This window comes from Staphylococcus sp. IVB6240 (assembly GCF_025558425.1).
Taxonomy (GTDB): domain Bacteria; phylum Bacillota; class Bacilli; order Staphylococcales; family Staphylococcaceae; genus Staphylococcus.
Map to the genome: position 1 here is coordinate 381,875 of NZ_CP094718.1, position 22,906 is coordinate 404,780.

Annotated in this window: 27 protein-coding genes and 1 riboswitch; of the genes, 20 read left to right on the forward strand and 7 right to left on the reverse strand. The window is 35.2% G+C overall.

Features of this window, described 5'->3' with window-relative positions:
* Window positions 1-70 precede the first annotated feature (70 nt).
* The 3 genes from MUA88_RS01850 (at window position 71) to MUA88_RS01860 (ending at window position 3,457) form a co-directional block, all read left to right on the forward strand.
* Window positions 71-1,279, forward strand: a complete 1,209-nt coding sequence (locus tag MUA88_RS01850; protein ID WP_262604648.1) for an IS110 family RNA-guided transposase — start codon at window positions 71-73, stop codon at window positions 1,277-1,279.
* Between the two features lie 545 nt (window positions 1,280-1,824).
* Entirely contained in the window at window positions 1,825-2,442 is a 618-nt protein-coding gene (locus MUA88_RS01855) for a DUF47 domain-containing protein (protein ID WP_262604462.1), read from the forward strand.
* Between the two features lie 13 nt (window positions 2,443-2,455).
* Window positions 2,456-3,457: an inorganic phosphate transporter gene (locus MUA88_RS01860; RefSeq protein WP_262604463.1), complete on the forward strand. Its 1,002-nt coding sequence runs from the start codon at window positions 2,456-2,458 to the stop codon at window positions 3,455-3,457.
* 168 nt (window positions 3,458-3,625) lie between these two features.
* On the opposite strand, the gene MUA88_RS01865 is transcribed toward MUA88_RS01860, so the two are convergent.
* The gene (locus MUA88_RS01865) at window positions 3,626-4,510 is read right to left on the reverse strand and encodes a LysM peptidoglycan-binding domain-containing protein (protein WP_262605690.1); all 885 of its coding nucleotides are present in this window, start codon (window positions 4,508-4,510) and stop codon (window positions 3,626-3,628) included.
* Window positions 4,511-4,736: 226 nt separating this feature from the next.
* Here MUA88_RS01865 and MUA88_RS01870 point away from each other — a divergent pair, with 226 nt between their 5' ends.
* From MUA88_RS01870 to MUA88_RS01915, 10 genes are all read left to right on the forward strand, one after another.
* Entirely contained in the window at window positions 4,737-5,369 is a 633-nt protein-coding gene (locus tag MUA88_RS01870; protein ID WP_262605691.1) for a Bax inhibitor-1/YccA family protein, read from the forward strand.
* 134 nt (window positions 5,370-5,503) lie between these two features.
* A riboswitch (TPP riboswitch) is annotated at window positions 5,504-5,613 on the forward strand.
* Between the two features lie 95 nt (window positions 5,614-5,708).
* Window positions 5,709-6,305, forward strand: coding sequence for a thiamine phosphate synthase (locus MUA88_RS01875; RefSeq protein WP_262604466.1), 597 nt, complete (start codon window positions 5,709-5,711; stop codon window positions 6,303-6,305).
* Window positions 6,305-6,505 (forward strand): sulfur carrier protein ThiS, encoded by a 201-nt coding sequence (thiS, locus tag MUA88_RS01880; RefSeq protein ID WP_346014894.1) that lies wholly within the window; start codon window positions 6,305-6,307, stop codon window positions 6,503-6,505. Before MUA88_RS01875 ends, thiS begins: the two co-directional genes overlap by 1 nt.
* Window position 6,506: 1 nt before the next feature.
* Window positions 6,507-7,274: a thiazole synthase gene (locus MUA88_RS01885; RefSeq protein WP_262604468.1), complete on the forward strand. Its 768-nt coding sequence runs from the start codon at window positions 6,507-6,509 to the stop codon at window positions 7,272-7,274.
* On the forward strand, window positions 7,274-8,275 hold the full coding sequence (locus tag MUA88_RS01890) for a HesA/MoeB/ThiF family protein (protein ID WP_262605692.1): 1,002 nt from the start codon (window positions 7,274-7,276) through the stop codon (window positions 8,273-8,275). Before MUA88_RS01885 ends, MUA88_RS01890 begins: the two co-directional genes overlap by 1 nt.
* Window positions 8,276-8,351: 76 nt before the next feature.
* Window positions 8,352-9,065: a YebC/PmpR family DNA-binding transcriptional regulator gene (locus tag MUA88_RS01895; RefSeq protein ID WP_262604471.1), complete on the forward strand. Its 714-nt coding sequence runs from the start codon at window positions 8,352-8,354 to the stop codon at window positions 9,063-9,065.
* 392 nt (window positions 9,066-9,457) lie between these two features.
* Complete coding sequence (locus MUA88_RS01900; RefSeq protein WP_262604472.1) at window positions 9,458-10,021, forward strand: ribonuclease FAU-1 family protein; 564 nt, start codon at window positions 9,458-9,460, stop codon at window positions 10,019-10,021.
* Window positions 10,022-10,143: 122 nt separating this feature from the next.
* Window positions 10,144-11,031, forward strand: a complete 888-nt coding sequence (locus MUA88_RS01905) for a LysR family transcriptional regulator (RefSeq protein ID WP_262605693.1) — start codon at window positions 10,144-10,146, stop codon at window positions 11,029-11,031.
* Between the two features lie 136 nt (window positions 11,032-11,167).
* Complete coding sequence (locus MUA88_RS01910) at window positions 11,168-12,373, forward strand: sugar efflux transporter (RefSeq protein ID WP_262604474.1); 1,206 nt, start codon at window positions 11,168-11,170, stop codon at window positions 12,371-12,373.
* 22 nt (window positions 12,374-12,395) lie between these two features.
* Window positions 12,396-12,890, forward strand: a complete 495-nt coding sequence (locus MUA88_RS01915) for a DUF456 domain-containing protein (RefSeq protein WP_262604475.1) — start codon at window positions 12,396-12,398, stop codon at window positions 12,888-12,890.
* 322 nt (window positions 12,891-13,212) lie between these two features.
* On the opposite strand, the gene MUA88_RS01920 is transcribed toward MUA88_RS01915, so the two are convergent.
* Window positions 13,213-13,896, reverse strand: a complete 684-nt coding sequence (locus MUA88_RS01920) for a hypothetical protein (RefSeq protein ID WP_262605694.1) — start codon at window positions 13,894-13,896, stop codon at window positions 13,213-13,215.
* 212 nt (window positions 13,897-14,108) lie between these two features.
* Between MUA88_RS01920 and MUA88_RS01925 the strand changes: the two genes are divergently transcribed.
* From MUA88_RS01925 to MUA88_RS01935, 3 genes are all read left to right on the forward strand, one after another.
* Window positions 14,109-14,462, forward strand: coding sequence for an SA0632 family lipoprotein (locus MUA88_RS01925; protein ID WP_262604477.1), 354 nt, complete (start codon window positions 14,109-14,111; stop codon window positions 14,460-14,462).
* Between the two features lie 97 nt (window positions 14,463-14,559).
* The gene (locus MUA88_RS01930; protein ID WP_262604478.1) at window positions 14,560-14,859 is read left to right on the forward strand and encodes a hypothetical protein; all 300 of its coding nucleotides are present in this window, start codon (window positions 14,560-14,562) and stop codon (window positions 14,857-14,859) included.
* Window positions 14,860-15,011: 152 nt separating this feature from the next.
* Window positions 15,012-15,590 carry a GNAT family N-acetyltransferase gene (locus tag MUA88_RS01935; RefSeq protein WP_262604479.1) on the forward strand — a complete coding sequence of 193 codons (579 nt, stop codon included), beginning with the start codon at window positions 15,012-15,014 and terminating at the stop codon, window positions 15,588-15,590.
* A 28-nt stretch (window positions 15,591-15,618) separates the two neighbouring features.
* Here the strand turns inward: MUA88_RS01935 and MUA88_RS01940 are convergent, their stop codons facing one another.
* The 5 genes from MUA88_RS01940 to MUA88_RS01960 form a co-directional block, all read right to left on the reverse strand.
* Complete coding sequence (locus MUA88_RS01940) at window positions 15,619-16,185, reverse strand: LOG family protein (RefSeq protein ID WP_262605085.1); 567 nt, start codon at window positions 16,183-16,185, stop codon at window positions 15,619-15,621.
* A 144-nt stretch (window positions 16,186-16,329) separates the two neighbouring features.
* On the reverse strand, window positions 16,330-16,791 hold the full coding sequence (locus MUA88_RS01945) for a YaiI/YqxD family protein (RefSeq protein WP_262604480.1): 462 nt from the start codon (window positions 16,789-16,791) through the stop codon (window positions 16,330-16,332).
* Complete coding sequence (locus MUA88_RS01950; protein ID WP_262604481.1) at window positions 16,791-17,540, reverse strand: hypothetical protein; 750 nt, start codon at window positions 17,538-17,540, stop codon at window positions 16,791-16,793. The genes MUA88_RS01945 and MUA88_RS01950 overlap by 1 nt, the downstream gene beginning before the upstream one ends.
* Window positions 17,541-17,770: 230 nt before the next feature.
* Complete coding sequence (locus MUA88_RS01955) at window positions 17,771-18,622, reverse strand: undecaprenyl-diphosphate phosphatase (RefSeq protein WP_262604482.1); 852 nt, start codon at window positions 18,620-18,622, stop codon at window positions 17,771-17,773.
* 238 nt (window positions 18,623-18,860) lie between these two features.
* Complete coding sequence (locus tag MUA88_RS01960; RefSeq protein WP_262604483.1) at window positions 18,861-19,307, reverse strand: MarR family winged helix-turn-helix transcriptional regulator; 447 nt, start codon at window positions 19,305-19,307, stop codon at window positions 18,861-18,863.
* A 253-nt stretch (window positions 19,308-19,560) separates the two neighbouring features.
* Here MUA88_RS01960 and MUA88_RS01965 point away from each other — a divergent pair, with 253 nt between their 5' ends.
* From MUA88_RS01965 to mdh, 4 genes are all read left to right on the forward strand, one after another.
* Window positions 19,561-20,451, forward strand: a complete 891-nt coding sequence (locus tag MUA88_RS01965) for a CobW family GTP-binding protein (protein ID WP_262605933.1) — start codon at window positions 19,561-19,563, stop codon at window positions 20,449-20,451.
* A gap of 78 nt (window positions 20,452-20,529) precedes the next feature.
* The gene (locus MUA88_RS01970) at window positions 20,530-21,438 is read left to right on the forward strand and encodes an aldo/keto reductase (protein ID WP_262604484.1); all 909 of its coding nucleotides are present in this window, start codon (window positions 20,530-20,532) and stop codon (window positions 21,436-21,438) included.
* Window positions 21,439-21,476: 38 nt separating this feature from the next.
* A complete protein-coding gene (locus tag MUA88_RS01975; RefSeq protein ID WP_262604485.1) occupies window positions 21,477-21,761 on the forward strand; it encodes a hypothetical protein in 285 nt (94 codons plus the stop codon).
* 200 nt (window positions 21,762-21,961) lie between these two features.
* The gene (gene mdh / locus MUA88_RS01980; RefSeq protein ID WP_262604486.1) at window positions 21,962-22,900 is read left to right on the forward strand and encodes a malate dehydrogenase; all 939 of its coding nucleotides are present in this window, start codon (window positions 21,962-21,964) and stop codon (window positions 22,898-22,900) included.
* Window positions 22,901-22,906: the final 6 nt, after the last annotated feature.

Below are 22,906 nucleotides of genomic sequence, written 5' to 3' on the forward strand. Positions count from 1 at the left end.
GATCGTGTATGGGAAAGTGAAAAAAATAAGGGTCAGTGAAGTTAAAGCTTCTTAGATAAAAAGAATAGGAGTGATTTATATCGAATATTTTGGTATCGATGTAGGGAAAGGGAAAAGCTTTATTGCACATTATTCAAACGAAACTTTTATAGACGAGTTTGAATTAATTCATAATAAAAGCGGCTTTGAAAATCTATTGAATTATGTAAAACAATATGCAGGGATTTATATCCTTCTTGAATCAACAGGTATATATTCCAAACCGCTAGAAAGATTCTGTAATGAAAATTACATCCCTTACAGTATAGTGAATCCGTTAGAGTCTAAGTTAATGACAAATACACTTAGAACATGGAAAACAGATAAATCAGATGCTCATAAGTTGGCAAATCTTGCGAAGCATTATAATAAGCAACCATCTCAAAATATGATAAAAGATATTCACATCAAAATAAGAGAAGTGACAAGATATTATGAAGAACTTTCTAATCAAATGACATACTTAAAAAGTACATTGATTCAGTTATTAGATATGACCTTTCCAGAACTACAAATTTTATTTAAAGACAGATACTCTAAAATCGCGTTGAGAGTTGCGAAGCTATTTCCACATCCAGATTATGTAGATGTTAATAATGTATCAAAATTGAAAGAGCTAATCGCTAATAGTACTAATAAACGATTGTCAGACAAAAAGGTAAATTCATATGTGGAGAAGTTAGTTTCTTATACGAATGAAAGTTATCCATCAGTACCCGCTGATTCATTCTTCGTAGATAAACTCATCTACACAATTGATGATTTACTTAATTCAATGGAAAGACAATTAGCCATTCAAACTCAACTTATTGACTTAGCTCAAACACTTGATGAATTTAAAATATTAACATCTATTCCAGGTATTGGAGAGTTAACTGCAGCTATGGTAATTGGAGAACTAGGTGATATACGTGCTTTCACTTCTCATAAACAGCTGAATGCTTATATTGGTATTGATATAAAAAGATATCAATCAGGAAAAACACATTACAAAGACAAAATAAATAAGCGAGGAAATAAACGTGCAAGGTCATTATTTTACATCATTGTACAAAACATGTTGAAAGTACAAAGACTATATGCCAACCACATTGTTGATTACTATTATAAATTAAAAGAACAGCCTTATGGAAAAGGCCATAAGACTGCAGTTATTGCTTGTGTGAACAAGCTGTTAAAAACTATTCATCACTTAGTTATTAACAATAAAGAATACGATTATCGAATGTCACCGCACTGATAACCTATCTACCATCATAATAACACATTCCAAAAATTTTTTACTAACATAGGTTTATTTAGTGATGCCTTTTTTAGCACTCACTTAAATAAAGTGCTTGACTAATCGTAGGATATGGGGCTGGGACATAGTGCTCAGTTCCTTTCTTTTGAATATAGATATAAGTATAGTGGCAGTAGGTGTCTGAAGTGAAAATGCGTTTTAAAAAACTTTTTTCACTTCTAGTCACCCTTGCCGGGGTGGGACGACGAAATCTTTTATAGTAATAAAGATTTCTGTCCCACTCCCTTATTACACGTTTTATAAGAAAATAAAATGTTAAGGTTTTGTAAATTTGATTGTCGACTGTTACAATATGTGATATTTTCAAATATAGGTAAAAAATCTGAATGAATACAAGTGACATTTTGTCATTTGAATAAATAAACGGCAATTTGGCGACAATCATGTCTTAAGCGTTAATATCATTTTTAAGAATTGTAATATTAAAGTTGAATTAACTCTCTTAAAAGTGATTGCACCAATCGCTGAACGGAGGATTTAACATGATTAAGAAGAAAAAGGATAAGTTCATGGAGCGATTAGAAGATATGATCTTCAACCTAGATCGAGCGGCAGTAGAGTTCGGCAAGATGGACTTTAAAACGCACCTTGATTTAAGAACTTATGCTGAAAACATTAAGACGTATGAATCGCACGGTGATGATTTGATGCATCAAGTTATTACAGACTTGAACCAAACATTCATTACACCAATCGAGCGTGAAGACATTATGTCATTGTGTAACGCTATTGATGACGTACTTGACGCAATGGAAGAAACGTCTGCCATGTTTGAAATGTACTCTATCGAATATTCAGATGAATACATGCTCGAATTTGTGGACAATATTCAAAAGGCTATTGGTGAGATGAAGTTGGCCATTGGATTATTAACTGAAAAGAAATTATCACATATGCGTGTACATTCAATTAATATTAAAGAATATGAAACAAATTGTGACGGTATTTTACGACAATCTATTAAACATATCTTCAATAGTGAAACGGACCCAATTACTTTGATTAAGATCAAAGATATTTATGAGAGCTTAGAAAATATTGCTGACCGTTGTCAGGCAGTCGCAAACAACTTTGAAACAATAATCATGAAAAATAGCTAAGGAGTCCTCACTTATGGAGTATTTGATATTTGTAACGATTGCGATCGTTATATTCTCGTTGGTTTTTGACTTTATCAATGGATTTCATGACACGGCCAATGCAGTAGCAACAGCTGTTTCAACACGTGCATTGTCACCAAGACATGCCATCTTTTTAGCAGCTATTATGAACTTTATTGGTGCATTAACATTTACGGGTGTTGCATCAACAATTACAAAAGAAATCGTTAACCCATTCCATCTTGATAATGGATTAGTCGTTGTACTTGCAGCGATTCTTGCAGCAATTATATGGAATTTGGTGACTTGGTACTACGGTATCCCAAGTTCTTCATCACATGCTTTAATTGGTGCGATTGCAGGTGCAGCAATTGCATCAGCTGGTTCAATCAGCGTGCTACATTTACAAGGATTTACAAAAATTGTACTCGTACTGATTTTGTCACCTTTAATTGCTTTTACTGTAGGTTTTACCATGTATTCAATTGTGAAGATTGTCTTTAAAAATGCTAATCTTGCAAGAACAAATCGTAACTTCCGTATTTTCCAAATCTTTACGGCAGCATTACAATCATTCTCACATGGTACGAATGATGCGCAGAAGTCAATGGGTATCATTACGATGGCATTAATTGTTGCAGGCATGCAAACAAGTGTTGAACCAGCATTATGGGTAAAAATAGCTTGTGCGGCAGCAATGGGATTTGGTACAGCAGTAGGTGGTTGGAAAATTATTAAAACAGTTGGTGGGAATATTATGAAAATCCGTCCAGCTAATGGTGCAGCAGCTGACTTATCATCTGCTCTAACAATTTTCGTAGCATCATCATTACACTTTCCACTTTCTACAACACACGTTGTATCATCATCTATCCTTGGGGTAGGTTCAGCTAACCGTATTAAAGGTGTTCATTGGAATACAGCAAAACGTATGATTGTTACATGGTTCATTACATTACCAATTTCTGCGGTACTTTCGGCAGTCATTTATCTCATTTTGAACCTATTTTTCTAATATAAAAAGGATTGAGGCATATAAAAATGTCTCAATCCTTTTTTGTATATATAGCATGAAAGATTAACTTAATAAAGTGGAAAAGTTTAACATGTTCTCAGAATTGAATCAGTTTATCCAAAAAAGAAATTGGGACGCTATCTATCGGTATCCCAACTTCTTTATATATTAATGAATATAATTATATGAATTTGAAAGTGAACCTGGTACAGTACGGTAACCTACTTGACCGGGTGCTGTATTGTAGTTCATTTCTGATACTAAGACACTGTTATCTGGATTAACGCGTTCAACGTAAGCAACATGACCTACAGCGCCTTCAGTTGTTTGCATAATCGAACCAGCTTGAGGCACGTTGTTTACTGTATAACCATCGGCTGAGGCAGCACCTGCCCAATGATCTGCATTCCACCAATATGTGCTAATAGGTTGTCCAGTTTCAGCACGACGATTGAAAACATGCCATGTGCATTGTCCCCAAGTGTATAAGTTTTGGTGGTTGAATGATGGTGATTGATTCGCAGTGCTTGTTTGTGCGACTGTTGTTCCATTACCGGAGCCTACAGCTGTTGCATTTGAGTATGAAGCAGTTGCAGTGCTTGTATTTGATTGACTTGGAATTTGTAAAGATTGATTTGGATGAATTAAGTAGCCAGACATACCGTTAGCATTCATCAAATCTTGAACTGTTACACCGTATCTTGCTGCAATGATGTCTAAAGATTCACCTGCAACAACTGTGTGACCATTGCTTGACGACTGTGAAGATGTGGCAGGGGATGTTGATGTATTATATTGTGATGTATTTTGGTTTTGAGTAGTGTACTGTCCTGAAGTGGCACTAATTGATAGTGTTTGACCAGGGAAAATCATATTATTTGTAAGCCCGTTAGCTTGTTTAATAGCTTCAACTGTTGTGCCATATTGTGCTGCTACGTCCCATAAAGAATCACCAGCTTGTACGGCGTGTTGTGTAGAAGCTTCTGCATCTTGGTGAGCAAGGACTGCTGCAGCACCAGAAGTAACGGTTAATGCAAGTGCAAATTTTTTCAAAGTGTTTCCTCCTTATGTATTCAAAAGAATCTTATTTTTTCTACAATTATCATCTTATACATAATATCAAACATTATTTTAAATTTGTGAAATGTTACAAACATGTAATGAATTTAAAATGTTTATTAATCCCTCACTCATAAATAAAGTGCTGTGAGATAAAATAGACATATGTTAAAGTAAATGTTACATTCAATCACATTAGTGTAATATAAAGGAGATTTTTATGAACGAAAGTACAAAACAACAATCGTCTTATCATAAACGCTATGGACAAGTTTGGTTATTTTTCATGTATTATTGGTTAATATTTGGTATTTCAGTATATTTTGGCCAATACCTACCAGCAGAATGGCGCCAACCGATGTCTATTGGGCTCGCTATGTTAATTTTAATCACAATGGTTTTGCAGCGTGCACGTTTTAGTGGGCCTATTATTTCACACATTTATACAATTGTAGCAGGATTGCTTTCTTATGCGACATTCATGTATTCATTAGCAAATCTAGGTGGTCAAACCTTTTTAATGATTGTGTCATTGGCTGTTACAGGATTTGTTGTATTTGGTATACTTGGATTTTTTGTCATTCGTGATGCATCGGGTATGGGGAAATATTTATTTGTAACACTTATTGCGCTCATCTGTATGAGTATTGTAGCTTGGATATTCCACGTTCCAATGTTATATACTGTTATTTCAGTAGTAGGATTAGGACTTTTCTTGCTATATACGCTATATGATTTCAACAGATTAAAGCGTGGTGCTTTTGCTCCAAGAGAGATGGGATTTAACCTATTCTTAAACTTATTCCGTATTATTCGTCATGCATTAAACTTGGCCCAAACAATGAGAAGATAATAACATCTTAATTTATATAGATTATCTTTAAATATATTTAAGGTCTACAATTTTAAAATGCTTTTTAGAATATATTGAATTATGATGCACTTTTTAATATCATGACATTAGAAAGATTAAAAATTAAATATCAAATGATCCACTGGAAGTGCCATAAGAGACGATGGCTGAGATTGAAACGTATTTCAAAATTCCTGAACCTGATCCAGTTAGTACTGGCGTAGGAAAGTGGTTTTGCTTACGTATAAATTGTGAAGCTGCTTTTCTACTATTGTGTGGAAGAGTAGCTTTTTTATTTTGCAATACAGGACAAGTGGCATTTGAAAAAGGAGGCGTTACATGATTATTGCAGTGACACCTTATGATGTGTTGACAGCTAAACATATTGAACGTTTAGCAATGATAGAACCTCAAATTGACGGCGTGTTACTAAGGACACCCATGTCCAAAAAAGCTTTAGCAGAATGGATAGCATTATTACGACTTAGAGAATTTCCTAAGTCCAAAATCATCATTCATTCCGACATTAAATTAGCCAAAGATATGGGGATTCGACAATTGCATTTTAAAGAAGGTGACCCAATCGCATATCAACTAAAAGCAGAGAGTCCTGAATATCGTATTAGTATGTCTGTTCATAGTATTTCAGCAATTATTGAAGCAAAGGCGCATCATTTAGACTTTGGCATATATGGTCATGTGTTTCCTTCCGCATCAAAGCAAGGTAAGACGCCACGAACAAATGAAGAAATAGAATTGGCGATATCAGGAAGTTGGCCACTTGTTGCGATAGGTGGCGTAGATATTAAAACTGTAGAAGAAATTCACTCAGATTTTGTAGGGATAGCATGTATTCGTAGTGCATTTGATACATCAGTTCCAGTATTTGAAGAAATGGTGCAGAAGTGGCATCAGAAAAAGGAGGGAATGACATGATTGAAATACAAGTGAATGGTGAACGACAACAATTTGAATCAGACACAACGATCCAAGATGTATTGGATCATTTTGGTATTGAAGCAAAACGCATGGCAGTTGAACATAATGAAACGGTTGTGAAACGTTCAGAATGGGCATCGACTTATGTGCGACCAGATGATCGTTTAGAATTGTTAGAATTTGTAGGAGGCGGATAAAATGTTTAATATTGGAAATTTAAAATTTAACTCAAGATTATTTTTAGGTACGGGAAAATTTGATAATGAGCAGGTTCAAAGTGAAGCAATTGCTGCATCTGGAACAGAGGTATTAACATTTGCAGTACGACGTATGCATTTATATGATCGTGAACTACCAAATCCACTCGCAAATGTTGATTTAGAGCAATTTATTACTTTTCCAAATACAGCAGGGGCGAAAACGGCAGAGGAAGCGGTGCGTATTGCTGAATTAGCAAATGAAGCAGGTGTCTGCGATATGATTAAAGTAGAAGTCATTGGTGATGACGATACCTTATTGCCAGATCCTTTTGAAACGTATAAAGCATGTGAAATTCTATTAGAAAAAGGTTATATTGTTTGTCCATATATTTCAGATGATGTTGTTTTAGCCCAACGTTTAGAAGCGTTAGGTGTGCATGCAATCATGCCGTTAGCGTCTCCAATCGGAACAGGAAGAGGAATTAGTAACCCGCTTAATTTGCGTTATATTATTGAAAAAAGTAAAGTGCCGGTTATCGTTGATGCAGGTATCGGATCAGCAAAGGATTGTGCAGAAGCAATGGAACTTGGTGCAGATGCTATTTTATTAAACTCTGCAGTTTCACGCGCAAAAGATCCTGTGAAGATGGCAGAAGCGATGAAAAAAGGAATTGAAGCAGGACGTTTAAGCTATGAGGCAGGACGTATTCCGATTAAATATAATGCAGTACAATCTAGCCCATCAGAAGGATTAGGCTTCTTATAATGACACGTTATGATAGACAGATAAAATATGCCCATTTTGGTCAAGAAGGACAACGAAAACTTCAAAACCTTCATGTGATTGTCATGGGGGTTGGTGCACTAGGCAGTGGTGTGGCAGAACAATTGGTACGCAGTGGTGTAGGGCGAATAACAATTGTGGATAAAGATATTGTGACGCTGTCTAATTTACACAGACAAAGTTGTTATGTAACAGCAGATGCTGAAGCAATGCTTCCGAAAGTAGTAGCATTAAAGCAACATTTAAATGCGATGAATCATGAAGTGGAAGTTGTAACCTATAATCAAGAAATAACTGCACAAAACATTTTAAGTCTGTTAGAACAAGTCAACCCCGACATGGTATTAGATGGTATGGATACATTTAAGATGCGCTATTTATTGAATGAAGCAACGAGAAAATTGAAGATTCCTTATATATATGGTGCAGTAGTAGGAAGTCAAGTGAGTGTACTACCTGTTCATGATGAAGGACCTTGTTTGCAGTGCATCATGCCAGAAATGCCAGAAACAATGGAGCGTTGTGAAATTAATGGGGTATTACCTCCTGCAGTACACATGGCATGTAGCCTCATTGTTGCAGAAGTTTTTCATTATATTATGCACGGATCATTAACAAGTCATATGACGACGATTGATGTATATACGCATAAGATGCGTACGGTAGATGTGTCAGAATTGAAAGAACCAGATTGCTTAGTATGTGGACAAAAGCAATATCACCATTTAACACAAAAAGACTCCGGGCAAGTACGTGAATTGTGCGGGGGTGTATATCAATTTCGACTTCCACAAGAAATTTTTGATGCGCCTTTGAAGTCACATGTGCGCGTTGGGTTGGAGAACCCATATGTGAAGCGATTAATGGTGGATGTATATGATATGACCTTATATCAAGATGGGCGTTTATTAGTGTATGGTGCGGAAAGTGTTGGAGTAGCTGAAACGATACGTGAATCTTTATTTATAGAGGATGATATTTGACACATGTTGCTTTCAAATAAAAATACCATGTATAATAAAGGGTAGTCTAAAAAGCAATTGAAAGCGAGATGGAAGAATGGGACGTAAATGGAATAACATTAAGGAGAAAAAAGCACAAAAGGACAAAAATACAAGCCGTATCTATGCAAAATTTGGTAAAGAAATTTATGTAGCGGCCAAGTCTGGTGAACCGGATCCAGAATCAAACCAAGCATTAAAGTTTGTGTTAGAGCGTGCCAAAACCTATTCTGTACCGAATCATATTATTGATAGAGCCATTGATAAAGCAAAAGGTGGCGGCGATGAGAACTTTGACGCTTTACGCTATGAGGGCTTTGGTCCAAGTGGTTCAATGTTAATTGTGGATGCTTTAACAAATAATGTAAATCGTACAGCATCTGATGTGCGTGCTGCATTCGGTAAAAACGGCGGTAACATGGGTGTATCAGGATCTGTTGCGTATATGTTTGATCACACAGCAACATTTGCGTTTGAAGGTTATGATGCAGATACTGTGTTAGAACAATTGATGGAACAAGATATTGATGTGCGTGATGTGATTGAAGAAGGTGGTCTTACTATTGTATATGCAGAGCCTGATCAATTTGCATCTGTACAAAAAGCATTACGTGATTTAGGTGTTCAAGATTTTGAAGTGGCTGAATTAGAGATGTTACCACAATCGGAAGTTGAATTATCAGGTGATGATTTAGCGAATTTTGAAAAACTTGTTGATGTATTGGAAGACCTTGAAGATGTACAACATGTTTTCCATAATGTTTCATTGTAATTGACGGAAGAGTCGTTAATAAACTGAATATCATAAATAATACTTAGGTGACCTGACTGTGTATCTTAATGATATTGGAATAGGTTGCAAATATAGTGAATAATAAGTGAGTGTCGTACACCCTTTCTTATCATGATAAATTTTGATAAGAGAAGGGTGTCTCTTTGAGCTGAGAGATAAAATAATTACAAGTCAAAGGTCAAAAACATAAGTAGCTATTTTAACTTAACATATAACTATTGAAATACTATTTCTTAGAGTGAAGATAAAATTTTATGATTATTTTATAAAAGTTTTATACATATGACGTGTTCCTTAAGTTGACATGAATGCTCGAACGAGTGACAGTGGTCTATTAATTTTATATAATGAACAAAAGGAGGATGGTGGCTGTGAAAGTAAAATATATCGATAAACGTCACTGGCGTCGCCTCTTAGACCGTGATTATATAGAAGTGAAAGTGAACAATAATAAATTTAAGGGGATTATTGGCTTAATTACAATTAATAAAGTGAGAGAGCCATTAGAAGTAACAGTGGTCGGTAAGAAGATGGTTGTTGCCGATGAACAGTATCAGTGGCTACAAATTGTACCTGAGAAAAAACGTTATAGTTTGACGGTCATGTTCAATGAAGATGGACAACCACTACAATATTATTTTGATATTAATTTGAAAAATATTACGCAAAAAGGGAAGGCACGTACAGTAGATTTATATTTGGATGTGTTAGTGTTACCAAACGGAAAGTATGAGTTAGTGGATCAGGAAGATCTTGAGCGTGCGTTGCGTACGAAACAAATTACAAGAAAACAGTATCATGAAGCGTATATTATTGCACATCAGCTCATGATTCAAATTGATGAAGATTTTAATAGTATACAGGAAAAAGCAATGTATTGTTTCAATAAAATCCGTCATAAGCAGCCGAGACGAGGACGATTCGGCATGCATTGAATAGTCTTTAATAAGCTTAAGTTCGGCGATATTTTGTGCCAGACTGTAAGAAGATATGAATTAAGTTGGATATTAGAACTATAGATCATCACACAATGCGAATTTGTAGAGGAGGAACCGTGATGAAGATGGATGATTATCGTTTGCTCATTACATTGGACGAAACAAGAACGTTGCGTAAAGCAGCAGAGCAATTATATATATCACAACCTGCTGTAACACAGCGTTTGAAATCAATTGAGCGGTATTTTGGTGTTGAAATTTTTATACGTACGAAAAAGCAACTCATTACAACAACTGAAGGGGCTATGGTGATTGCACATGCAAAAGAAATGTTGAATCAAGAACATTTATTTAAAGATAAAATCAAAGCGCATATCGGTGCGATTAACGGGAACTTGTCTATTGGATGTTCCTCACTTGTTGGTCAATCATTATTACCAGAAGTACTGAGTCGTTATACAGCTGAATACCCAAACGTAGAAGTGAAGTTACATGTTGGTTCCAGTGATGATATAAAAAAACATTATAATGACTATCACATTATGATTGTGAGAGGTAATCAATTGTTAAATAAACATAATGATCATTTGATGGATGATCAACATTATTTTATTTATCCAAAAAGTAAAACGGCGGAAATACATAAATTGCCATTTATAGAATTCCAAGCCGATCCGGTATATATTAACCAGATAAAATCATGGTATCATCAACATATGTCGCAAGATTATCATGCTCGTATCAAAGTGGATCAAGTTGCGACGTGTAAAGCACTATTATTAAGTGGTGTAGGTGTTACAATCTTACCTGAAATTATGACAAAAGACTTGGATACGGAACAGTTCACGATGATTAAAGTAGATATTGAAGAACGTCCATTGGTTCGTGCGACATATTTGAGTTATGACATGAGTATGATGCAGTTACCACAAGTGAGTGCATTTATTGGTGTTTTGAAGTCATATATTAAAGAAACAAATGTATTACATCAAATGGTTGATGTATAATAGAAGAATTCCATTAGAATGATAGGTGCGTGTTCAGGCAAATGGATATGTGGATTGAATTTATCACATATTTAAGATTTATCAATGCCTAAACGCACTTATTTTGCTGATTGATACATTAGAAAAGGAGAAAACTATGTTTCGTGATTTATTAACGATTAAAAACTATAAATTATTTGTTGTAAATATGATGCTGATAGGTATGGGAATTGCGGTAACCGTACCCTTTTTTGTGTTGTTTGCTACCAATCAATTAGGTATGACAACCAATCAATTTGGTCTGTTACTTGCTTTGGCTGCGATCAGTCAATTTACAATGAATACAATTGTTGCACGTTTTTCAGATACACGCGCCATTAACCGAAAAGCAATTATTGTCATTGCACTGCTTATGGGGGCTATTAGTTTTACACTACCATTCTATGTAGATAATATTATCTTATTTATTATTCTATACGCTATTTTCCAAGGACTCTTTGCTCCTGCAATGCCTCAGTTGTATGCTTCAGCACGTGAATCGATTAACCAATCGACATCAAGTAGCCGTGCTATTTTTGCAAACTCTGTATTACGTTCTATGTTCTCATTTGGTTTCTTATTTGGTCCATTAGTAGGGAATATTTTAAATCAATCAATGGGATATAACGGTTTATTCAGTGGAACAGTTGCGATCATCTTAACAACGTTAGTCTTGCAACTCTTCTTCTTTAAGGATATTAAAGCAGTCAAACCAGTGAGTAATCAAGTGCATACAGAACAAAATGCCCCTTCTATGTTGACGCATACTTATTTGATTGTGCCGTTCTTGGCATTCATTTTATTACATATTGGTCAATGGATGTATACGTTGAATATGCCATTATATGTCACGAATTATTTACATGAAGATGAAAAATATGTGGGTCATTTAGCAAGCTTATGTGCAGGGTTAGAAGTCCCATTTATGATTATATTAGGTATTGTTGCAAGCCGTGTATCAACGAGAACATTGCTTGCGATTGCAGCAGTTTGTGGGAGTGCCTTCTTCGCTAGCGTCGGTATCTTTGAAAGTGTACACATGATGCTCGTTGGACAAGTATTATTAGCGGCGTTTTTAGCTGTTTTACTAGGAATTGGTATTAGTTACTTCCAAGATATTTTGCCACAATTCCCAGGTTATGCTTCAACATTATTTGCTAATGCAATGGTGATCGGACAGTTGCTTGGTAACTTACTGGGTGGTGCAATGAGTAACTGGGTTGGTCTTGGCAATGTTTTTTATGTTTCAGCCTTCTCTCTTGCATGTGGATTTATATTAATCTTGTTTACGAAAAAAGAAGTGAAATCAAGCAAAGCAGCATAAATATGAGAAAGGAGCGAATCACATGGATGTATTACATACCGCCTTATGGTTATTAATTTTATGCGCATTTATACTAGGGTTTGTTAGTTTAATTAAGCCGATTATTCCAGGCGTATTAATGCTTTGGATTGGGTTCTTTATATATCAATTTGGTATAGACAGTGAGCGTTTATCATGGTGGTTTTGGGGATCAGCAGTGATTTGGACATTGTTGATTTTCCTTTCAGACTTACTGCTCAGTCGCTATTTCGTAAATCGCTTTGGTGGTTCAAAAATAGCAGAAAAATCAGCTTTAATTGCAGTGATTGTTGGGGCGTTTATTTTGCCACCATTCGGTATTTTGATTGTTCCATTTATTGTCGTTTTAGTAGTTGAATTGTTACAAGGTATTGATATAAAAACTGCGATACGTGCCAGTATTGGAACCATTGCTGCTATTTTTACAAGTACCGTTGTACAAGCTGTCGTCATGTTTCTAATGATAATTTGGTTCTTTGTGGATGCACTACTTATTTAAAATATAAAAAAGAGGCTAAGACAGAGGTATTCTTGCTCTGGAGATCGTATGAACACGACTTTCCAAAGCAGAAGTTTGTCCTAGCCTCTTTCTTTTTTTATATTTTAGATGAAAAGCTTTTGTCAGAACTGGAAGCACTACAGAAAATGTTGAACAATTTTGTTGTAGTGCCTCTGTAAAGGTGATTAGATATGTGACAAGATGATAAGGATAGACATATATCAAATCTACTACTTGCAATTCCTCAAAATAAAAAAGTGATTTTACTCAGCGCTCGAATTCTGCTCAAATTCTAATCGTTTCTCTCACAACCTCGTTCCTTTTAACGCCATGAAGCACGGTTATTTGTTTGTTGCTTACTATTTAGGTATAAACCAATTGGTAAGATGACAAATGAGATGAGTACGAATGTCCAATTTCCCACTAAGATATACGGACCAAACTGAAACAGTTGTTGTGGAAAGAAAAATATTTGAAACATTAAAATGAATAGTGCGATCAGAACGAGATATCCAATTAACCAAGCGAGTCGTGAGTAATGGAAAGCTTGAAGTTGTACCATTTTAAAGCAGAACCATACAAATAAAAAGATGACGAGTAATCCACTTATCAGTACCAATGGAAATGTATAAATGAAAATACGTGGGTCATTAATGAAAAACCCAAGAAATCCTTTAAAAAAACAAAATAAGCCTAGTAAAAAGATAATGTACTGATAGATATACTGACAGATATTGATGAATGTATGGTTCGGTAGAGCTTTAATGGTGTCATTTGCATGTTGTTTAGGATCATGATTGAAAAAATCCATGGCGTGCATGCCTTTATTTTCAGCTTTGAGCAAGTGTGCAAGAATTTGTTGTAATACTTTTTCAGAATCGTAAGCATTGACACGCATATCGGCACGAACATATGTCATGTAACTTTCAAATATTTGGCGATCTGTATTGTTTAAACGCAATGATTTTACATTATTTTCTTTCATTAATTCATTCGTTGTTTTCATATCACACCTCCTCTTGAAAAAACCTACATTTTGAATACCTATTATTATGACGAGTTTAACTTAATAAATCAATCAGTGTTGTTAATTAATGATATGTAGAAGATGTATAAATTGGTGAAATACTTAAGAATGAAATTATGTTGAATGACATGCGTAGAATGGTTATACATGCTAAAATAGAAAAGTAGCAATTCAATATTGGAGAGGCAAATATGAAAAAAATAGGTGTCATCATACTAATGGCTACACTCGTATTGACAGGGTGTGGTAAGAGTGAGAAATCAAAGTTACAAGATGAAATTCAGTCATTAGAAAAAGAACAAAAAATGTTAAAAAAAGAAAATAAAAAACTTAAAGAACAAAGTGAAACACTTGATGAAAAGATAAAAGAAGCAGAAGATAAAATCCACCAATCAACAAGTAGTGATGAAACAGAATCACAAAATAATGATACGGATTCTTCTGATGATCAAGACAACGAAACCAAGCATAAAGACAAGGAAGACCCTGCGAAACAAGCAGACGATGTGAATGCCACAGATGAAGGAGATAAAACACAGTCATAATTACGTTTGAGCCATTGTTATATGCGTTTGGTAGACATATCTGTAGGGTATTTGAAAGTATATAGAAAATGAATGTAAAGAAAAGAGGAAAGCGATCATGTATGAAAAAGAATTTGCACTTTTAGAAGGACGTGAAATGTCACTCGTAACATTAGGAAGAGAACTTGAAAATATTACGGGCTATGAAATATATGATACAACAGGAAAACTTGAACGTGTTATTGCGTTAAAGCCAAACTTCTCTCACGATTGGGAAACGTATACGGCGACATATCGTTTGAAACATCGCAATGATTACATCGATGCAGTTTTCACGATTGTAAAAGATTATAATCAGGAACGTTTGAAAGAAGTCCCAGTAAAGATTCAATTAATTAGTTATATTTCAAGAGCATAAGATATGTATCGTTTCATGCGTTCTAAAGCGTTTTATGCTCTAGAACGTTTTTATTTGTATAAGAATAGATTGACTTCAAAAAATGAGATGATAGATGCGTTTTCAGAGACTATTTTTATAAAAGTTAGTCGGTAGAGAGGGGGCAGAATGAGGTGACAGTATATATCGAAACAGCACGATTGCGATTACGCAGTTGGGAGACCTCGGATTTGGAGCGTTTACAACAGTTAAATGCAAATCGACAAGCCCGTCAATTTTTCCCCAGTATTTTAAGTTATCAAAGGACGGAAAAGTTATTTAATTCCATTCGTAGTTATTTAAATACCCATCATATTGGTTTGTTTGCTGTGGAATTTAAAGCAACAAAAGAATGGATTGGAATGGTAGGTTTAAACTATTTAACTGAGAAACAAGATTATCCATTTTCTAATTTACCTTTTTATGAGATTGGATGGCGACTGTTACCTGATGTATGGGATAACGGTATTGCAACTGAAGCGGCAGAAGCAGTGTTGCGCTATGCAAAGAATCAAGGGATTAAAGAAGTCTATGCAATTGCAGCAGAACAGAATGAAGCGTCCATTCGTGTGATGGAAAAGATAGGGATGCAGCGCTATGATAAGTTTGAATTTAGACAATTAGGGCTGCAGCATCCACTTAAGCGACAAGTCCGTTACCGTATTGATCTAATCAGAGAGAATGAAATACAGGAAAAGACCGAGAACCAGTAAGAGGACTCGGTCTTTTTATGTACAGCAATCAGTCATAAGTGCGTGTTGAAATGGGTTGTGCTTGTTTTAAACCTGCTATTAATTGTTCAGGTGAATCATATAATTGTACAAGTTCTTGATATTTGGCATCGATAAAGCCTTCACTTATCATATGTTCGATGAGTTGTTGCAAAGGATTATAAAACTGATTGATATTATAAATGCCAATTGGTTTTTGATGGATGCCAATTTGTGCCCAGCAGTATATTTCAAAAAATTCTTCAAGAGAACCTGCGCCACCGGGTGCCATTACAAAGGCATCAGCCAATTCCGCCATTTTTTGTTTGCGTTCATGCATTGAGTCAACCAGTATGAGCTCTGTTAATCGTTGGCTTGTAATTTTACGATCATCCAACATTTTTGGCATGACACCAATTGCTTTACCACCGTGATCTAACACACCATCCTGCACAGCGCCCATTATCCCAACCGAACCGGCACCAAAAACCAGTTCAATATCGTTTTCTGCTAAATATTTACCTAATGCATAGGCAGATGCTACATATTCTGGGTGTTTTCCTTTATTAGCACCACAAAATACAGCAACTCTTTTGATTGTCATCTTACCATCTCCTTCATTTGTTAATTGTAGTATACGTGTTTTCTTTCTGCTGAACAAATGATGGCTGTTTGTAAATAGTATTGGAATAATGTTTCTTGCTTTCTGTTAGGTAGATAACTTGTTATAAAAGATATGTTTTTAGTGCTTTGATTGATTTAAAATTTCTATCAATGCTTGTTTGAAATTTTGCTGTTGCACTTCTGTAAAAGGCTTTGGTCCTTTATTGTGACGTTTCGTTGTACGTCGTAATTGTTGATGATGATAACGCTGTGCTAAAAGTTGTTCGATATTATCAGGTGTGTAGTGTTGTCCTGTATGATGTAAGACATACGGTGTTTTATTGAGGGCTAAACTTGCTAATCCATAATCTTGTGTTACGACAATATTGCTTTCTTTAACGTCACGCAGAAGTGAAAAGTCTACTGCATCTCGTCCACCATCCATATATTTTATGTGTACATGGTCTGGATACACTTGATGTGAAAAGTGATCATAACTACGAAATATAAAAACAGAGACACCTGCGTTTTGTGACACATGGATGATTGTGTCAATAACTGGGCAGGCATCTCCATCAACTAATATACCTGTGATTTGCATTATTTTTGTACGTGATGTTCTGATAATGTTTTGATACGTTTTGGTTGTTCAGTTGCATTAGGATTAGAAATATCAGATTGTTTTTCTTTATTCTGTTTTTGAACTTGTTTTAGTTGTTTTTTCATCACTTTTTGACGTTTGTTGCGAATTTTCTCTTCAGCTTTATGACGTTGTTGGATGTTCTTTTGGAGTCTTTTGTCTAACTTGCTGACTTTCTTTTTATTTTTCTTAGCAATTTTATTACCGTGAGCTTCTACATCTGGATCTACCGTATTCGGCTCAAAACCAACTTGTTTCGAATATTTTTGCATACGTGTTAAATCTTTTTTCATTTGTTTTTGACGAAGTGCTTGTGCTTTTTCTTCGGCTTTATGACGTTTATCAATAACTTTTTGAAGTTTTTTATCTAGTTTTTGAATACCTTTACTATTTTGTTTTGCAAGTTGTTCACCACGTGCATGAACATTCTCAGGACGCATGGCACGTTCTTCAGCTTCAGCTTGTTTTATAGCTTTTTTATGGTCATATCGTGCTTTCTTAGCTTTAACCTGTGACTTCACTTGTTGTGTACGATCTACAACACCATCTTTTACATGAACTGCTGCATGCCCAGTTTTTGTTGCAACAGTTTTTGAAGTGTCTGCTAGTTTTTGGACATCTGGGTGTTCCTTGAATTTTTTACGTTCTAAAATGAGTGGTACTAAAAAGACTGGAAGTACTGTGATGATCATTTTAATTGTTTTATTCATAGACGTTGCCTCCATTTTTATTTTCATTGATAACTTTATACCCAATGTACCATAAAATAAACACACATACCCAAAACGAATATGTGATTGAAGCGGTTAGCAGCGCGTAATAAGAGTCATGTTAATATGTTTCAACTTATTCACTCACTATGGCGTTGTTATGCAATGTCTTTAATCTAAAAAACGCCAACATCGATGAAAGATGTTGGCGTAAACGATGAACTTGAATATTATAAAATAACGTAATAAACAACTGCAATCACGACTACGAGTACAATGCGGTAGATAGCGAATGGTAATAATTTTACATTTTGAATCAATCTTAAGAAAAGTTTGATAGAGATAAAACCAACGATGAATGCTGCTAAAAACCCAATGATATAAAATGGAATGTGTGATAAGTCGATATAGTTATAATGTTTTACGATTGATAGCGTACTGGCTGCTAACATCACAGGCACTGCCATAATAAAAGTGAAGTCTGATGCTGATTTATGATCTAATTTCATCAGAACACCTGTAGAAATAGTAGAGCCTGAGCGTGAGAAACCTGGCCACATCGCAACTGCTTGTGAAAGACCAATGACAAATGCTTGGAAGTATGAAATTTCATCTACTGATACCGTATTTCGCACATTGCGACTATATCTATCTGCAATAATCATATAAACAGCACCTAAAAATAGGCCGATTAGAACAGTTGGTAAGCTAAATAAATATTTCTCAATTAAATCATCGAATAATAATCCAAGGACGCCTGCAGGAATCATTCCGACAAGAATATGTGTTAACTTTAGACGCTTAGGTTTTGAACGGCGACCCTCTTGATGACTTGGTGCATATTTTCCAATATGAAACATTTCGTAATATTTGTGACGGAAAATCCAAGCTGCTGCAAAAACAGAGCCAAGTTGAATGACAATTTTAAATGTAAATGCTGATTCAGAACCTAAAAATTCAGTTGATTTTAACCACATATCATCAACTAAAATCATATGACCTGTTGATGAAACAGGCGCAAATTCTGTTAATCCTTCGACAATCCCTAAAATAAGTGCTTTAATTAATTCATAAAATAGCATAAAAAATTCCTCTTCATTCTATTTAATTTCTTTGCACATCATAGCATACCATAATGTAACGAGTCTGTTGAGTCTAAACTTTTCAGACTAAAGTATGAAATAAACGCCTGTTAAGACGATGTGTCCTAACAGGCGTATGGATTTAATATATATAATTGGGGTGGATAAAAGATATATTGTATATGGGATTCTATTGGCTCGTTTCCATTACAATGATTCATAATATCCATAAGCTTTACTACTTGGCTTTATTTTCTTCACTAAAGCTACCAATTACTTTTTCGAGCAAAACATTCAGCTCGTGGATTTCATCTAAGGTGAGTGAAGATGCTTTGGCAACAAAAGTTGCAGCATCACAAAGTTGCGACTCCATAGCGCTACTCTTATCAGTAAGATAAACAAAAACTTCTCGTTGATCTACTTCGGAACGCTCACGTTTGATTAAATCCATTTGCTCCATGCGTTTTAGCAATGGTGATACGGTACCAGTATCAAGCGCAAGATCTGTCACAATCTTTTTTACATTCACAGGTGATTCATCCCATAATATTCTAAGTACTAAATATTGTGGGTAGGTAATACCGTGATTTTTGAAAATTTGATTTGTGTAGTACCGATTCACTTGTCGTTGTGCGTTGTATAAATTAAAACATACTTGACCTTTCAAGTTTAGATGATTAGACATCCGCATTCTCCTCCAGACATATTATCCGCTTTCTCTCTTTGACGGATCATGTTTCGTCCGTAATAGTGAGCCGTTATGAAATAGTAGTGCTATGAATCATACTATTGTAAAATTATAGCATGCGGTCATTTTAGAAGAAGCTTGATACTTAATCAAGCCATAAGACTAAAACAACATACATATTATAACAGATTTATAAAAATTTTTAAGTGGGGAGATACTTGTGGACAATAAAAAAATAAAAATCACAATAGTGAGTGGCTTTTTGGGAAGTGGGAAAACTACATTCTTAAATCAGTATATGAATAAAATATTTGAAGAAAGCAATCAAGTGGCGTTGATTGTTAATGAATTTGGTCGTTTTGATGTGGATAGTCATATTATGAATCAAACAGCATTGTCTGTATCTATGTTGCAAGGGTGTATTTGTTGTGATTTGCAAGATGATTTAGTCATGCAGTTACATCAACTTTCTAAACAGGAAGTACAACATGTAGTGATCGAAGCAACGGGTATTGCAAATCCTATTGAATTGCTATCTGCATGCCAAGATCCTATCATTTCAAATGTATATGAAGCTCCTTTAGTTATTACAATTGTGGATAGTAAGCGCTTGTTACAGAATGAAAATACCGAAGCAACTGAAACGCTAATGGATGATCAGATTCGTGCAAGTCATCGACTGATATTAAATAAAATCGATCTACTAAATTCCGATGAAGCGCGTCAAGAAGTGATACAATATGTTTCACAACTAGCGCCGTACAGCCAGATTGATTTGGCGATCTATGGAGAAGTTAAAGAAAGTGTGAAGCATGGACAAGCGACAATAGATAAAGTAAATCTATCGACGTCACATCCTCATACCCACTATGAAGTATTAAGTTATGACTTTACGCATCCAATATCACATGAGCAACTTGTCCAATTTATTTTAAATATGCCAGATAGCATTTTAAGAATGAAGGGCTATGTTCAATTTCGAGAGTTTCCAAATGAAATATATTTATTACAGTATTCAGGAGGACTTCCTGCTCTTGAAAGTATGGGTGATATGAAATTACCTACTACTGTCGTATTGATAGGAGAGAAACTTGATAAGCCAGCACTGAAAAATAAGTTGGAACTATTACAATTTGGTTAAAGTCTGGACAATACATGCATTATACGATGATATTCGCTACAATTTAATTAAGAAATGATGATACTTGAGGTGAAGTGAATGAAGACAATTAAAATAAATCAACACGTTTCATACTCTCAATTAATACAAGGTTTTTATCGTGCAGATAAATGGAAAATGTCAGCACAAGAAATGAATCGTTTTCTGCATGAACTTGTTGAGAGAGGCATTACAACAATGGATCATGCAGATCTTTATGGGAGTTATACAGTCGAAAAAATGTTTGGTGAAGCATTAGCTTTATCACCAGAGCTACGCAACCGTATTCAGATAGTGACCAAGTGTGGTATTGTACAACCGAATGATATTCATCCGGATCAAAAGGGGCATCGCTATGATTTAAGTGAAACACATATCAAGCGCGCTGTGGAGCGTTCATTACAACAGCTACAAGTAGATTATGTGGACACTTTATTGATTCATCGACCATCGCCACTCATGAAACCGTGTGAAATCACTGATGCGCTCAAAACATTAGTGGATGAAGGAAAAGTACGTGCATTTGGTGTATCTAACTTTAGACGTTCACAATATGAATTATTAAATGAATGCTTAAAAGATGATCGTTTTCATATCGCAGTCAATCAAGTGGAAGTATCACCTTATATGCTTGAGTCATTCCATGATGGTACGTTAGATGATATGTATAAAGATAAGGTTAAAATCATGGCGTGGGGACCTTATGCGGGTGGTCGTTTATTTGATGAAAATGATCCAATAGCTCAGCGTGTCTTACCTGTATTAAAACGTGTTGCAGAAGCACATCATACATCAGTCGAAGCTGTAGTGGTTGCATGGCTTACAAGACATCCAGCTACGATTATGCCTATTTTAGGAACACAACGTTTAGAACGTGTTGATGCTGCAATCGCAGGATTAGATATATCACTACATGATCAAGAGTGGTTTGATATCTACACAGCAGCACAAGGATATGATATACCGTAAAAATGAAAGATTCATATGAAAGAAACGAGGCAGTAACTATGACAGAAAAAGAATACAAACAACGTAATCAGTTCAGAATGTATGTTGTTGCCTTACCATACTTATTATTTGGTTTGATTGTTGCACTACTCTTAACCTTTGCTTCACAACCAATCTGGCTTGTTACAGTATTGGGTGTATTCATGGTTTATAACGTGATTGCGACATTTACTGCATTTTTATTTAAGTATGGCAAGGAAACGCTTTATTTATTATTTTTAACATTGTGTATCACAGGTGTCTTTGGCTTTTTTGTAAATACCTTATTTAAAGGGCTTAGTTAATGATATAGCGAGATTGAGACAAAGTTTATTTTAAGCACATGTTTAGAGTACGCATTTATGATGTCTCAGTCTCGTATTTTTATGTAAAGATAGTTATGATGATTCTCGACACTATTAGAAAGCGCTTACAATTTTTAGTTAAATATCACAGATGACAGTGTTATAATGAAATTGAATGATAAGTAAGGGGGAAATACGATATGAAACGTAAAAAAGTATCTATTATTGGTTCGGGCCATACGGGGGCAACTTTAGCATTTATTATTGCAACACAGGGAATTGCAGATGTGCTTATTGTTGATCGTGAAAAAAATGAACAACCAATGAAGGGGAAAGCGTTAGATATTTTACAAAGTGGTCCAATCCTTAGTTTTGATACACATGTGTCATCGACAGTTGATTATGCTGATACCAAAGATTCAGATGTGGTTGTGATTACGGCAGGTGTACCACGTCGTCCAGGCATGAGTCGTGATGATCTTGTACAAACAAATGAAGAAATTATGGTTACTGTTACTGAGAAAATTGTACGTTACTCACCGAATTGTACGATTATCGTTTTAACAAATCCAGTTGATGCGATGACATATACAGTATATAAAGCATCTGGTTTACCAAGCTCGCGTGTTATTGGACAATCTGGTGTTCTGGATACAGCGCGTTTCAGCACATTTATCGCAGAAGCATTAGATGTTGCTGTTAAAGATGTCACAGGTCTTGTTTTAGGTGGACATGGTGATACAATGGTGCCACTAGTACGTCACAGTCAAGTAAATGGTGTGCCGTTGACAGATTTAATGCCTAAAGAAGAAATTGATGCAATTGTAGATCGAACACGTAATGGTGGTGCGGAAATTGTTAAGTTACTTGGAGATGGTTCAGCTTATTATGCACCATCAGCTGCTATTTATGAGATGATTGAAGCAATCTTATTTGATAAAAAACGCTTGATTCCTGTGATTGCTTATTGTGAGGGGCAATATGATTTAAATGATTTATATATTGGTGTACCAACGATTATAGGAGCGAACGGTGTAGAGCGCATTGTAGAATTATCTTTAAATGATGACGAACGTGCACAGCTAGCAAAATCTGCAGAATCCGTTGAAAAAGTGAAAGCATCATTACGTCAAAAATAAGTATTT